The 13,552-nt window shown below is 60.3% G+C and carries 13 protein-coding genes and 1 tRNA gene; 6 read left to right on the top strand and 8 right to left on the bottom strand.

Features of this window, described 5'->3' with window-relative positions; genetic code table 11:
* Window positions 1-56: 56 nt before the first annotated feature.
* The 3 genes from ABLU73_RS14570 to ABLU73_RS14560 all read right to left on the bottom strand — a co-directional run bounded on the left by ABLU73_RS14570 (window position 57) and on the right by ABLU73_RS14560 (window position 4,663).
* Complete coding sequence (locus tag ABLU73_RS14570; RefSeq protein ID WP_004205097.1) at window positions 57-779, bottom strand: SIS domain-containing protein; 723 nt, start codon at window positions 777-779, stop codon at window positions 57-59.
* A gap of 158 nt (window positions 780-937) precedes the next feature.
* Window positions 938-3,256 (bottom strand): alpha-xylosidase, encoded by a 2,319-nt coding sequence (yicI, locus tag ABLU73_RS14565; protein ID WP_264923680.1) that lies wholly within the window; start codon window positions 3,254-3,256, stop codon window positions 938-940.
* Between the two features lie 12 nt (window positions 3,257-3,268).
* Window positions 3,269-4,663 (bottom strand): glycoside-pentoside-hexuronide family transporter, encoded by a 1,395-nt coding sequence (locus ABLU73_RS14560; protein WP_130972010.1) that lies wholly within the window; start codon window positions 4,661-4,663, stop codon window positions 3,269-3,271.
* Window positions 4,664-4,955: 292 nt separating this feature from the next.
* Between ABLU73_RS14560 and ABLU73_RS14555 the strand changes: the two genes are divergently transcribed.
* The 5 genes from ABLU73_RS14555 (at window position 4,956) to ABLU73_RS14535 (ending at window position 8,299) form a co-directional block, all read left to right on the top strand.
* Window positions 4,956-5,050, top strand: a tRNA-Sec gene (locus ABLU73_RS14555).
* Between the two features lie 165 nt (window positions 5,051-5,215).
* Window positions 5,216-5,683 carry a DUF3237 domain-containing protein gene (locus ABLU73_RS14550; protein WP_004205101.1) on the top strand — a complete coding sequence of 156 codons (468 nt, stop codon included), beginning with the start codon at window positions 5,216-5,218 and terminating at the stop codon, window positions 5,681-5,683.
* Window positions 5,684-5,795: 112 nt separating this feature from the next.
* Window positions 5,796-6,803, top strand: coding sequence for a zinc-binding alcohol dehydrogenase family protein (locus ABLU73_RS14545; RefSeq protein WP_004205102.1), 1,008 nt, complete (start codon window positions 5,796-5,798; stop codon window positions 6,801-6,803).
* A 1-nt stretch (window position 6,804) separates the two neighbouring features.
* Window positions 6,805-7,095, top strand: coding sequence for a putative quinol monooxygenase (locus ABLU73_RS14540; RefSeq protein WP_004205103.1), 291 nt, complete (start codon window positions 6,805-6,807; stop codon window positions 7,093-7,095).
* 154 nt (window positions 7,096-7,249) lie between these two features.
* Window positions 7,250-8,299 carry an NAD(P)-dependent alcohol dehydrogenase gene (locus ABLU73_RS14535; RefSeq protein WP_004205104.1) on the top strand — a complete coding sequence of 350 codons (1,050 nt, stop codon included), beginning with the start codon at window positions 7,250-7,252 and terminating at the stop codon, window positions 8,297-8,299.
* Here ABLU73_RS14535 and ABLU73_RS14530 read toward each other — a convergent pair.
* Together ABLU73_RS14530 and ABLU73_RS14525 are read right to left on the bottom strand one after the other, a co-directional pair.
* Window positions 8,296-9,249, bottom strand: a complete 954-nt coding sequence (locus ABLU73_RS14530; RefSeq protein WP_154041492.1) for a helix-turn-helix domain-containing protein — start codon at window positions 9,247-9,249, stop codon at window positions 8,296-8,298. The two genes, ABLU73_RS14535 and ABLU73_RS14530, sit on opposite strands and share 4 nt — an antisense overlap.
* A 21-nt stretch (window positions 9,250-9,270) precedes the next feature.
* A complete protein-coding gene (locus ABLU73_RS14525) occupies window positions 9,271-10,050 on the bottom strand; it encodes an MBL fold metallo-hydrolase (RefSeq protein WP_032456741.1) in 780 nt (259 codons plus the stop codon).
* Window positions 10,051-10,216: 166 nt separating this feature from the next.
* On the opposite strand from ABLU73_RS14525, the gene ABLU73_RS14520 reads away from it, so the two are divergent.
* Entirely contained in the window at window positions 10,217-10,777 is a 561-nt protein-coding gene (locus ABLU73_RS14520) for an NUDIX hydrolase (RefSeq protein WP_017900754.1), read from the top strand.
* Here ABLU73_RS14520 and ABLU73_RS14515 read toward each other — a convergent pair.
* From ABLU73_RS14515 to ABLU73_RS14505, 3 genes are all read right to left on the bottom strand, one after another.
* Window positions 10,767-11,621 (bottom strand): DMT family transporter, encoded by an 855-nt coding sequence (locus ABLU73_RS14515; protein ID WP_004205109.1) that lies wholly within the window; start codon window positions 11,619-11,621, stop codon window positions 10,767-10,769. The two genes, ABLU73_RS14520 and ABLU73_RS14515, sit on opposite strands and share 11 nt — an antisense overlap.
* Window positions 11,622-11,645: 24 nt before the next feature.
* Complete coding sequence (nlpA, locus tag ABLU73_RS14510) at window positions 11,646-12,455, bottom strand: lipoprotein NlpA (protein WP_208527437.1); 810 nt, start codon at window positions 12,453-12,455, stop codon at window positions 11,646-11,648.
* Window positions 12,456-12,581: 126 nt separating this feature from the next.
* Window positions 12,582-13,487 carry an AraC family transcriptional regulator gene (locus ABLU73_RS14505; RefSeq protein ID WP_017900756.1) on the bottom strand — a complete coding sequence of 302 codons (906 nt, stop codon included), beginning with the start codon at window positions 13,485-13,487 and terminating at the stop codon, window positions 12,582-12,584.
* Between the last annotated feature and the right edge of the window lie 65 nt (window positions 13,488-13,552).

Raw genomic sequence — 13,552 nt, 5'->3', positions numbered from 1 at the left:
GATAAGGCGCCAGCCGCCATCCGGGAACTCCCCCGCTCGCACCGCGCTTAGCGGGTCTAGCTATTGCTCCGTACGCGGGTAAACCACATCTTCAGTAGCCGCTCAAAGCCTAAGATGCAGTAGCCGAAAAACGGGTTGCTCCAGTAAATATCATCGTCAAACTTCTGCGGGTCGTGAATAATAAACGCCGTATCTGCAGCCTGCGCCAGCGGGCTCTGATAATCACCGGTAAAGCAGACCAGGTTGATCTCCTTCCCCTCCAGGGCCTTCACCCAGTTAAGCGCTGAGCTGCTGCGCCCGGATTTCGAAATGATCCAGATGGAGTCGAAGCGAGCGGCGTTTTTCTGTTCAAGAATTTCGTAATCCGGCCACAGCGCCAGGCTGGCATTCACCCCAGTGACGAGAAACTTGTTATAAATATACTGGGCGATCAGCTGCGAAAAGCCGCTGCCGTGGATCAGGACGCGCTGCTGCGCGAGGCTTGCCAGCAGTGGCGTCAGCGCCTCCGCCGGCTGAATGCTCATATAGTCGATATCGTTGGTGACATCGAGCTTCGGCATGGTGATATTGAACTTGATGAAATAGACCAGCTCCAGCCAGCCGCTGAACTTAAGCTTTTTCGCCAGCCGTACCAGCGAGGAGGGATTACTGTAGCACTGCTCCGCCACGGCGCGGACCCCCTGGCGGATACACTGCTCCGGGTCGTTCTGGATAAAGCGCAGCACGGTCATTTCCGTTTTGCTTAGCTTCACGTCACGAAAGATATTTTCTACGTCCATGGCGGGCTCCTCTCAGCGGCAGAATACGCTATCACCGTTCAGCAACGGCGTCTGCGGCCTGAGTCACCAGACTGAAATGAATATTACTTTTTGTACAAAAATGGAATAAAAAACCCTCTCCGCCAGGCGAAGAGGGTCTCTGCCGTTAACGCAGTCTTTTACAACGTAATCGTCAGCGTATTGCCCTGGGCGCTCACCACCACACCCCATTCGCTGCCGGTCTGCGTGCCGCCCTGAACGCCGGCTATCTGCTGGATATTGCGCAGGCACAGCGTCCAGCCGCGGGCTTCGCCTTCGCCGCTCACGGCGATGGTGTTGCCCTGGCGCTTCGCCTTCAGGGTGAAGATCGTGGAACCGTCCGCCGCCGGAACCTGACAGCGCGCCTCGCGCCCCTCTTCGAGGTGGAACAGCTGGAAGGCGGTGCCTTCATGCCAGGCATAATCGGGTTTCTGGTCATTGTTGCCCAGCGCCAGCAGAGTATTGTCGCGAATGTAGACCGGCAGACTCAGCGCATTATGATTCTGCTTATGCCAGCGGCTACCCGGCAATTCATCGTTATGCCACAGATGCGTCCAGCGCCCTTCCGGCAGATAAAACTGCACATCGCCCGCTTCGGAGAACACCGGCGCGACCAGCACTGAATCACCCAGCATATACTGGCGGTCGAGATAGTCGCAGGTCGGATCGTCCGGGAACTCGAGCATCATCGCGCGCAGCATCGGGGTGCCGTACTCATTGGCCAATGCCGCCTGACGATAGAGATAGGGCATCATGCGGCATTTCAGCTGCGTGAAGTGGCGCACCACGTCGCAGGACTCTTCGTCGTAGGCCCATGGCACACGATAGGATTTACTGCCGTGCAGGCGGCTGTGGCTGGAAAGCAGGCCGAAGGCGCACCAGCGCTTGTAGACGTGGGCCGGGGCGGTATTCTCGAAACCGCCGATATCGTGGCTCCAGAAACCGAAGCCAGACATGCCGATCGACAACCCGCCGCGCAGGCTTTCCGCCATCGATTCGTAATTGGCGTAGCAGTCGCCGCCCCAGTGCACCGGGAACTGCTGCGCGCCCACCGAGGCGGAGCGAGCGAACAGCACCGCTTCTTTCTCGCCGACGGTCTCTTTCAGCACGTTCCACACCAGTTCGTTATAGATGAAGGCGTAATGGTTGTGCATTTTCTGCGGGTCAGAACCATCAAACCACTGCACATCGGTCGGGATGCGTTCGCCGAAGTCGGTCTTGAAGCAGTCGACGCCCATCGCCACCAGGCCTTTGAGTTTGTCGGCGTACCACTGACAGGCTTCCGGGTTGGTGAAGTCATATATCGCCAGCCCAGGCTGCCACTTATCCCACTGCCACAGCGAACCGTCCGGGCGCTTCAGCAGATAGCCCTTCTCTCTCAGCTCCTTGAACACCGGCGAGCGCTGGCCGATATACGGATTGATCCACACGCAGATCTTCAGCCCTTTCGCCTTCAGGCGCTTGATCATCCCTTCCGGGTCCGGGAAAGTCAGAGGATCCCATTCGAAATCGCACCACTGGAAGGCCTTCATCCAGAAACAGTCGAAATGGAAGACGTGCAGCGGCAGCTGGCGCTCGGCCATGCCGTCGATAAAGCGGTTCACCGTCGCTTCGTCATAGTTGGTGGTGAACGAGGTGGTCAGCCACAGACCAAACGACCATGCCGGCGGCAGCGCCGGGCGACCGGTGAGCTGCGTATAGCGGTTGAGCACCGCTTTCGGCGTCGGGCCATCGATCACGAAGTACTCAAGGTATTCGCCTTCCACGCTAAACTGGACTTTCGAGACCTTCTCCGAGCCCACCTCGAAGGAGACGCGCTGCGGGTGATTGACCAGCACGCCGTAGCCGCGGTTGGTCAGGTAGAACGGAATGTTTTTATAGGATTGCTCGGTGCTGGTGCCGCCGTCTTCGTTCCAGGTTTCTACCGTCTGGCCGTTGCGCACCAGGGCGGTAAAGCGCTCGCCGAGACCGTAGACGGTTTCGCCGACACCGAGGTCGAGGCGCTCAAACAGATAATTGCGCTGGGTCTGACTATCCTGCACGTAGCCGTTGTTTTTCAGCTGACTACCGGTGATACGCACGCCGTCGCGCAGAAAATCCAGCGCCCAGAATTCGCCTTTAGTGACGCGCACGCTAAGGCTACCGCTTTTCAGCTCGGCGAATTCGGCCGTATCCTCTATGGTGACATTGACGTCGTTCTGCACGCTCAGCGGGTAGTGCGGACCGTTATCCAGCGCGCCCTGGAAGTGCTCCATACGCACCCCGATCACCCCTTCCAGCGGGGAGAAAAAGCGCAGGGTGAATAACGGCGTATCCAGCTGCCAGGCGCGTTCGCGGACATCGCGCGGCGCGGCATAGACCACCATTTCATTCCCCTGCTGCTCCACCTCATAAACCTGTACGGGTTGGATCAGGGTGAGCCCTGGTTGAATGAGCCAGTTTCCATCACTGATTTTCATTAAAACGTCCTCTTAGTTTTGCCATTCTTTGTCGATCGGGGCTGTTGCGAAATCTTGTTCATTACGACGCGCGCCCTCGGCCAGCTCGGCCATCATTTTTTTCAGGAACGGCGTTTTCAGCGTGTAGAAGCGTTTGGCGATCGCCGCGCTCAGCAGGTAACACACCGCCGGAACGAGGGTGAACAAGGCGATAATAATGGTGAGGGTGGCGCCGTTCTGAGTTTTGGCTGCGGCGTCGTAACCGCCGCCGGCCAGCATCCAGCCGATGAGCGCGCCGCCCAGCGCCAGACCCAGCTTGAGCACAAACAGGGTGCCGGCAAAGCTGATGCCGGTCAGGCGTTTGCCGTTGCACCATTCGCCGTAGTCGACGGTGTCGGACATCATCACCCACTGGATTGGCGTCACCAGCTGGTGCAGTACGCCAATGGCGAAGATAAAGACGAACATGGTGATTTCGGCATCCATCGGTACGAAAAACATCGCCACGCTGAGCACCGCCAGGAGGGCGTTGGTCCACCAGAAGACGCTGACTTTGCATTTCCAGTCGGTCAGCGGTTTCGCCAGCGCTGAGCCAATCAGGTTGCCGACGCAGTAAGTGGTGAGGAAGACGGTGAACAGCGCCGCCGAGCCCATGATCCAGGTGGTGTAGTACATCATCGCGCCGCCGCGAACGCAGACCGCGAGGATATTGAGGATGGTGAGCACGCCAACCACTCGCCACTGGTCATTGCGCCAGATATCGCGCAAATCTTCGCGCATCGAGGTGCTGCTCGGCGGCGCTTCGACACGCTCTTTGGTGGTAAAAAAGCAGAAGGCCAGCATCAGGAAGGCGATCGCCGACAGCACCGCGATGCCGCCCTGGAAGCCAAGCGCTTTGTCTTCGCCGCCGATAAAATTGACCAGCGGCATCATCAGCACGGTGGAAAGCATGCCGCCTGCCGTCGCCAGCACAAAGCGCCAGGACTGGAGTGAGATGCGCTGTGTCGGGTTGTCGGTGATCACGCCGCCGAGCGCGCAGTAAGGGATATTCACCACGGTATAGAGCAGGGTCAGCAGCGTGTAGGTCACTGCGGCGTAGATCAGCTTGCCGTGGTGGCTTAAGTCCGGCGAGCTGTAGGCCAGTACGCAGACGAGGCCGAACGGAATGGCGCCGAAGAGGATCCACGGGCGAAATTTACCCCAGCGGCTGCGGGTACGGTCGGCCAGCAGGCCCATGCACGGGTCGGAGATCGCATCCAGCGCGCGCGCCAGCAGGAACATGGTGCCGACAAAACCAGCGGGGATGCCGAAGATATCGGTGTAGAAAAACATCATATACAACATAACGTTATCAAAAATGATGTGGCTGGCGGCGTCACCCATGCCGTAGCCAATTTTCTCTTTGACGGACAAAATATGATCTTTCATATGGGCACAATTCCCTTAGCGGCGCCACGGATTGGTACCGGTTACATTTCTTGTAAACCTTTGCCGCAGGAAGATGAATTGCGATATCTCGTTATCAGATTACGTTTCTTGTTTTCTGTGATCGCGGTAGCCTGAAAGCGTATGAAAAAGTGTAACCCATGGATTTTGAACGGATTTGTTTCAGACTGTTCTGCAAAGTCCAGTTTTAACAGTAAAAAAGTGCGTTCAGGTATGTGGTAAACGGCTGAAAGTAGCTATAATGCGCCCCGCCTCCATGTAGCAATCGAGGCGCGGAAGATCGTCATCTCCGGTGAGGTGGCTGGACTTCAAATCCAGTTGGGGCCGCCAGCGGTCCCGGGCAGGTTCAACTCCTGTGATCTTCCGCCAGTTTGCCTCTGCTCCTCCACCGCCACGCCATACCAAACTGAGCCGCAAAACCCATCATCCCAGTCAATCATTTTCATCCAAACTCTGCGTTATTTTGTCTCCTGCGAACCCGTTACACTGGCGCAAAGGCCGCGTGCCGTTGCCAACCGAAACAGGAGAGCCATGATGACCCCCGAACTGAGACACTGTTTTTCCATTACCATCCAGGTTGATAAACCGATAATCGTTTCCCGCAGTCCGCAAACCGGCAAGCGTCAGCTGATCCCGATTCTCGGCGGCAGCGTTTCGGGTCAACTTCGCGGCCACGTGCTGCCCGGCGGCGTCGACAGCCAGATTATCGAGCCCGACGGCACGTGCAGGCTATCCGCCCGCTATGCCCTGCAGGTGGAGGAAGGAACGGTGTACGTGGAAAACAACGGTATTCGCCGGGTGCCGGCCCGCTATCATGACCAGCTGTTCGCCGACGATATGCGCTTTTTTAGCACTATTCCGCCGGAAGAAATCTATTTTCGCACCGTCCCCACCTTCGAGGTGGATACCCCCGCGCTCAGCTGGCTAACCACCTCGCTGTTTATCTGCGCGGGCGGACGTACTCAGGATGGGGTGATGCTCGATTTCTATCAGGTGGGCTGATTTTCACTTTCTGCATATAACTGTTATTGCCGTTAACCCGTTTTTCCCCTCCCGGCGCCGGTCTACTATCGCGTCATCGCTTTATTCACCCGATTCACAGACCGGAGCAGTTATGAAAGCTATCGCCATTACTCAAGCCGCCGCTGACGGCGACAATATCCCTTTTTTAACCGAGATCGACCTGCCGGTCCCTTCCGCCCACGGGCGTGATCTGCTGGTTGCCGTGAAGGCGGTCTCGGTCAATCCGGTGGACACCAAAGTGCGCGCCGGCTTCCAGGGCGACACGCCGCGGGTGCTGGGCTGGGACGCCGTTGGCGTGGTGCAGTCCGTCGGTGAGGAAGTGACGCTGTTCGCACCAGGCGATGAGGTCTGGTACGCCGGCGCCCTGGGCCGGGCCGGCAGCAACAGTGAATATCAGCTGGTGGATGAGCGCCTGGTGGCCCACAAACCGCGCACCCTCGATAACGCCTCCGCCGCCGCGCTGCCGCTGACGGCTATCACCGCCTGGGAGCTGCTGTTTCACCGTCTTGGCGTCACGGAAGGCGGCAACGCGGGCGACACGCTGCTGATCGTCGGCGCGGCGGGCGGCGTGGGGTCGATCCTGACCCAGCTGGCCAGCAAACTGACCGCCATGACGGTGATCGGCACCGCCTCGCGTCCGGAGAGCCAACGCTGGGTCCGCGAGGCGGGCGCGCACCATGTTATCGATCACAGCAAGCCGCTCTCCGACGAGCTGGCGCGCATCGGCATCAACGCGGTGACCCATGTCGCCAGCCTGACCAACACCGACCAGCACTTCAACGCGCTGATCGACGCCCTCGCCCCGCAGGGCAAGCTGGCGCTGATTGATGACCCGGAGACCCTGGACGTGGTGCCGCTGAAAGCCAAAAGCCTGTCCCTGCACTGGGAATTTATGTTCACCCGCTCAATGTTTGAGACGGATGACATGATCGCCCAGCATCAGTTGCTAACCCGCGTGGCGGCCCTGATCGACAACCACACGATCAAAACCACACTCGGCGAACACTACGGCGCTATCACCGCCGACAATCTGCAGAAAGCGCATCGCCAGCTGGAAACCGGACGCGCAGTGGGCAAGATTGTGCTGGAGGGATTTTAAGATGATAACCCTTCTCGCCGTGCTCAAGGCGAAACCAGGCCAAACGGACGCGCTGCGCAAGGTCCTGCAGGGTCTGCTCCTGCCGACGAGACAAGAGCCGGGCAATCTTGACTACGCGCTGTTCCAGCTGCGCGACGCGCCGGATACCTTCTACATGCGGGAGTCCTGGCGTGACCAGCAGGCGCTGGATGAGCATATCGACCAACCCTACTTTCAGGCCTTTATTGGCGAGATGGATTCCCTGCTCGCCGAGCCACTGCGCCTGGACTATCTGACGCCAGTCGCCCCCTGAAAAGTCTGCTCCTCACCCGGTGAGGAGCGGTTTTAACGCTTTGAGCTACCCGTCTCGCATCCCGGGCGCTCCAGGCTACGCTTATCCTTACCGCGCAAAAAACGCTCACCTCCGTCCGCCCGTTTTAACACCGATATAATCAAGAGGTTTCGCTATGCTGATCAACGCTATAGGTACCTACTCCGCCAGCCAACCGCTGGAATCAATGGCCATCACCCGCCGCGAACCGGGGCCGCAGGATGTGCAGATCGCCATCGCCTACTGCGGCGTCTGCCACTCCGATCTCCACCAGGCGCGATCGGAATGGGCCGGAACGCTCTACCCCTGCGTGCCGGGGCATGAAATTGTGGGCCGGGTCACCGCGGTCGGCGAGGCCGTCTCGCGCTACGCCGTCGGCGATCTGGTGGGCGTCGGCTGCATGGTCGATAGCTGTCAACAGTGCGAGGAGTGCGCTGAAGGGCTGGAGAACTACTGCGACCATATGGTGCTGACCTACAACGGACCGACCCAGGACGCGCCGGGCCACACCCTGGGCGGCTATTCACAGCAGATCGTGGTCAAAGAACACTACGTGCTGCGGATAACTCATCCCGAAGCGCAGCTGGCCGCCGTCGCGCCGCTGCTGTGCGCCGGGATCACAACCTACTCGCCGCTGCGCCACTGGCACGCCGGGCCGGGTAAAAAAGTCGGCGTGGTTGGCATTGGCGGCCTTGGACATATGGGAATCAAGTTGGCCCACGCCATGGGGGCCCACGTGGTGGCCTTTACCACCTCCGAATCCAAGCGTAATGCGGCCAGAGCGCTAGGCGCTGATGAAGTGGTGGTGTCGCGTAACGAAGAGGAAATGGCGGCCCACGTCAAAAGCTTCGATTTCATCCTCAACACCGTGGCGGCGCCGCATAATCTCGATGCCTTCACCACGCTGCTGAAGCGCGATGGCACGATGACGCTGGTAGGCGCGCCGGCCACACCGCATCCGTCGCCGGAAGTGTTCAATCTGATCATCCGTCGCCGGTCGATTGCCGGGTCGATGATTGGCGGGATCGCGGAAACCCAGGAGATGCTCGACTTCTGCGCTGAACACGGCATCGTCGCCGATATCGAACTGATCCGCGGCGATGAGATCAACGAAGCCTGGGAAAGAATGGTCAAGGGTGACGTGAAATACCGCTTCGTGATCGACAGCGCGACCCTCGGCGGCTAAGCGCCGCGGCGAAAGGTACGCCGCCATTCGGTCGGACTGACGCCAAAGCGCGCCTTAAACTGCTGACGCCAGGTGACGGCAGAGAGATAACCCACCGCCTCCGCCACCTGCTCGACCGGCAGATCCCCCGCCTCAAGCAGGCTCTGGCTGCGGCGCAGGCGTTCGGCGGTCAGCCAGTCGGTGATGCTCATCCCGGTCGCCCGGGCGAAGTGGCGGGTCAGGCTGCGGCGGCTCATCGCCACCACCTGGGCCAGCGAATCGAGATTATGCGGCTCGGCAATATGCTGCTGCAGATAATCCAGCAGGCAGTTGATTCGCGCATCGCGGGTATTTTTCGGCACCGGCTGAGCGATGAACTGCGCCTGGCCGCCCTCGCGGTGCGGCGAAACAATCAGCCGCCGGGCGATCTGGTTGGCCGCGAGGCTGCCGTAACGCTGGCGGATGATGTAGAGGCAACAGTCGAGCGCCGCCGCGGTGCCCGCTGAAGTAATGATCCGCTGGTCATCGACGTACAGGGCGTTGATATCCAGCCGCACCTGCGGAAACCGGCGCTGAAAATCCTGCTCAAACTCCCAGTGGGTCGCCGCGCGTTTCCCGTCCAGCAGCCCGGCGTAGCCAAGGACGAACGCGCCCAGGCACAGACCGACGATTTCCGCGCCGTTATTCCGGGCCCGCACCAGGCTATCAAGCAGCGCCTGCGGCGGGCGCCGGTCGACCTCGCCCCAGTAAGGCACCACCACGATATCCGCCTGTTCCAGCACGGCGTAATCGCCGCTGGCGTACAGCGCGAAGCCGTCGCGGGCGCGCAGCAGCCCCGGTCGCTCGGCGCAAATGTGCAGATTAAAGCGTTTGTTTTCAGAGACCGAATCGCCAAACAGCATGCAGGGAACGGCGTAATGAAACGGGCTAAAGCCCTCTACTGCAACAATCGCCACGTCGGTGAGCTTCATCGTTCCTTCCCCTTACGCACGTTAATAAACCACGGTTTCCCCATCCTGCGGGATACACACGACCTCGGCAATCTGATTATCCAGCGCATACTGGCGCATCTCTTCCCGACTCACCAGGCAGTGGTTGACCGCCTCCAGGTGGATAGCCATGATTTTCGCTTCCGGCAGGGTGAAGTGTACGTTCAGGAGATCCTCTTTGCCCATGATAATCGGGCCAAAGCCGATGACGTGGGCATAGCCGGCGTTGAGGACCACCACGTCCGGGCGCAGCTTCAGCAGGTCGGCCGCAATTTCATCACGCCAGATGGTATCCCCCACCAGCCACAGCGTCTTCTCCTGCGGATGGCGAAACAGCACGCCGCAGGCCTCGCCCAGGCGTTCGGCCATCGCCGGCACCGCGTAGGTGCGATCGCTGCCGTGCTGGCCGGAGGTGGTTTTCAGCAGGCGCACACCGGCAAATTCGCTGTCTGCCGTCAGCAGGCGGATATCCTCGAATCCCTGGCTGCGCAGCAGCGCACCGTCGGCCTCGTGCTGGACGAACACCGGCAGGGTTTTCGGGATCGCGGCGATCGCCGCCTCGTCCCAGTGATCGTCATGGGTATGGGTGACGATCACTGCGTCAACGTCGATAATGTTATCGCGGGAAAAAGGCAAGGCCACCAGCGGGTTGCGCAGCTCGCTGCGCGCGGTGCCCGGAAATCCCGGCCAGGCGCCTTTGTCCGCCAGCATCGGATCGATCAGAAACTTTTTCCCGGCGTAGTCAATAATCTGGGTCGCGTTACGGATATGGGTGATGTTCATGTCGGCGTTCCTCAGGGGGTGATTTGACGAACATCGTACTGAGTACCAGCCTGGCGCAATAGGGGCATTTGGGCAAGGATCGATGAAATCGGGCCAACCTGCGGCGATTGCTATCCGTCTCCGGCTATGTTGTTCTGAAGGCTCCATTTTTGACAGGAGTGGCAGGATGAAGAAAAAACTGACCGCCGCCGATATGCACGACCCGCAGGTCATCGCCGAGACGCCGTGGTTCAGCATGCGCAAGGTGGGTATTGATATCGCCCCCGGCGAGCGCCGCGACTTTTACGCCATTCACTATCCCCGCCCGGCGGTGGGGGTTGTGGCTATCCAGGAGGGCAAAGTGCTGCTGATTCGCCACTACCGCTACCTGATCGACAAGGTAGTGTGGGCCATTCCGTCAGGCGGCGTTGACGAAGGGGAAGATCCGGCGGCGGCCGCGCTGCGCGAGCTGCGGGAAGAGACCGGCTGGCAGGCGCAACGCGTCGAGGAGATCATTCGCTTCAACCCCTCCTACGGCAGCAGCGATCAGCTGTTTATCACCTGGCTGGCTACCGGTTTACGCTGGGTGGGGATGGATGCGGCTCAGGATGAGGTAATGGAAACCGGCTGGTTTACCTTTGAGGAGATAAACCAGCTGATCGCCCGCGGCGAAATGCCGGACGGGCTGTCGCTGGTGCCGCTGCTGCAATTGATGGCGCAGCCGCGCACCGGGCAGGCTACGGCTTAAGCATTCGCCAGCGGAACCACAGCTGGGCAACCAGGATCAGCACGCCGCCGATAATTTTCTGCAGCGGTAGCTGTTCGCCGTACCACAGCGCGGCGGCAATGACCGTCAGCAGCGGTTCGAGCACCATAATGATCGCCGCGCTGGCCACCGCCGCGTACTTTTGCCCCTTCATCTGCAGACCGAAGCGCAGGCTGGTGGCGATGACAATGCTGGCCACCAGCCAGCCGAAGGTCGGCAGGGTCATCGGCTGGTCCCAGCGTTCAACGGCAGCGGAGATGGTCAACCCGACGATACCAGTGATCGCCAGCTGCACGGTGGTCAGGGGGATCAGCGGTACTTCACGCGCGCAGCGGCTGGTGTAACAGAACCAGATCGACTGCACCAGCGCCGTCAGCAAAAACCAGCCCTGGCTGGGGTGGAAGGCTATCGGCATGTGCAGGCTGAGCAGGCCCAGGCCCACCACCGCGATCGGCAGGCACTCCCACCAGGCCCGCGGCGGACGCACCTTCATCATCACCCACGCGGTCAGCGGGACGAACATCATCGACAGGCTCATAATAAACGCCCCTTCGCCGAGCGACGCCGTCGTGGAGACCGAGTAGATCCACAGGCAGAGGTTGAGCGCAAACCACAGCCCGCTGATGATGAGCTTTGGCCAGTGCTGCTTTTGCGGGCGAAACCCGCGGCAGAACGGCAGCAGCAGCAGCGCGGCGAAGAAGAAGCGCAGCCCAAGGAACGCGAATACCGGCATGCCGGCGATCGCCTCGCGGGAAAAAATCCAGCCGCAGGCGGCAATCACCGTCGCAGCAATCAGCAGCAGGTCAGCCTGCCGTTGGCGTACCATACGCGCCTCTCCCTGTGTGTTGGCTTACCAGCCCGGCACCGCGCCGCCGTTGAAGATAGTCTCAGCCGCCTTCGCCACCTCCGGCGACTGGTACGACTGCATAAACTCCTTCACGTTTTCCGCGTCTTTATTGTCTTCACGGGTCACGATGATGTTCACGTAGGGCGAGTTTTTATCTTCGATAAAGATGCCATCGCGAACCGGCGACAGCCCGGTTTGCTGCAGGTAGGTGGTGCTGATGATGGCCACGTCGACTTTAGGATCGTCGAGTACGCGCGGCAGCTGCGCCCCTTCCAGCTCCATAATTCTCAGGTGATGCGGGTTGTCGGTGATATCCACCGCCGTCGGCAGCAGGCCGGTGCCGGCTTTGAGGGTAATCAGCTTCTCTTTTTGCAACAGCAGCAGCGCCCGCCCGAGATTGGTCGGGTCGTTGGGGATGGCGATCGTCGCGCCGTCGTTCAGTTCGGCGACTGACTTGATCTTGCGCGAATAGCCGGCCATCGGGAAGACGAAGGTATTGCCGACCGCCACCAGATGGTAGTTATGCGCTTTGTTGTCCTGCTCAAGGAAAGGCCGATGCTGGAAGACGTTGGCGTCCAGATCCCCGGCGTTGGTCGATTCGTTAGGCAACAGCGAGCCGCTGAACCCCACCAGCTCTACCTCCAGACCATACTTCTCTTTGGCCACCTTCTTCGCCACTTCCGCCACATCCTGTTCAGCGCCATTAATCACGCCGACCTTAATGTGCTTCGCTTCATTACCCTTTTGGTCGCAGCCGACCAGCGCCAGACCCGCCAGCATTACCGCGGCGGCGGCACGTAAACGTAATCTCATCCTCTTCACCCTGTCCGTCCTGACTGTCATTGTTTTTTTCGTGCAAAACTATAGCGACTTTCGGGTGGGGTAATAAACAGCAAACCACGCAACTGGAAATAAAATCATCTTCCCCAGAGCGAAGCACTAGCCCCGTCGCCACTCGCCCGGCGTCACGCCATAGCGCATTTTGAAACGCTTCGAGAAGGACGCCAGCGACTGAAAGCCGCAGCGTTCGGCAATCACCTCGAGGTTGGTCTGACGCTCCAGGCGCAGCAGCCGGGCGGCCAGCGCCATTCGCAGCTGCGACAGCCACGCCTGCGGCGTCAGGTGATAAACGCGGGCAAAATGACGGGCAAAGGTGGCCCGCGACAGAAAGGCGCGGGCGGCCATGGTTTCCAGCGTCCACGGCTGCTCCGGGGTCGCCATCACCGCCAGCACCGCCGGCATCAGGCGTTCATCGCTCATCAGACGCAGCAGCCCGCCGGGCGGCTGCTGCTCGCCAAGCAGCATGCGCAGCAGCAGCACCAGCAGCGTATCGCCGAGGCTGCGCACGATAGCGCTGCCGCCGGGACGCTGCGCCAGGCTTTCGCGGACCAGTATGTTAAGCAACGGCTGCAGCTCCGGGCAGTCTTCGCGCGTATCGGTATGGAGATGGATCAGCGTCGATGCCTCAGTGAACAGCCAGCTAACGTGCGGACCAAAATAAAATTCGCCGCACAGCATCTCCAGCGCCCCCTCCGCCGGGCCGGCGCGCATTTCCGTCACCGTGCCGTTAAACCGGTGCGCTACCGGCAGCACCTGGCCCCACTCCACCAGGCTCTCCATCAGATGCGGCGAACCGTGCGGCAGGAGGACCACATCTCCCGCGCGCAGGTGATGAGTCTGGCCGCCGACGTTAAGCCGCCCCTCACCGCGCAGCACCACGTGCCACGGCACCACGCCGCTGCGCATTTGCTGGTGCCCGGCCTGCCAGCGGCCGCCGAAGCGACAGTGCAGGTTCACTTCGCAGCGCGGCGCCAGCAGCGCCAGCAGATGACTGAGACTGTCCATGCTTCTCCTGAGACGATAAGACAAAAAGGTGAGACGAAGACCGCCAGTCTAGCATGCGGCAACGG

It is taken from the genome of Klebsiella sp. GG_Kp175, from assembly GCF_040062325.1.
Classification (GTDB): domain Bacteria; phylum Pseudomonadota; class Gammaproteobacteria; order Enterobacterales; family Enterobacteriaceae; genus Klebsiella; species Klebsiella quasipneumoniae.
The sequence above is the reverse complement of the archived record's forward strand: the minus strand, read 5'-3'. Positions and strand labels throughout refer to the sequence as shown.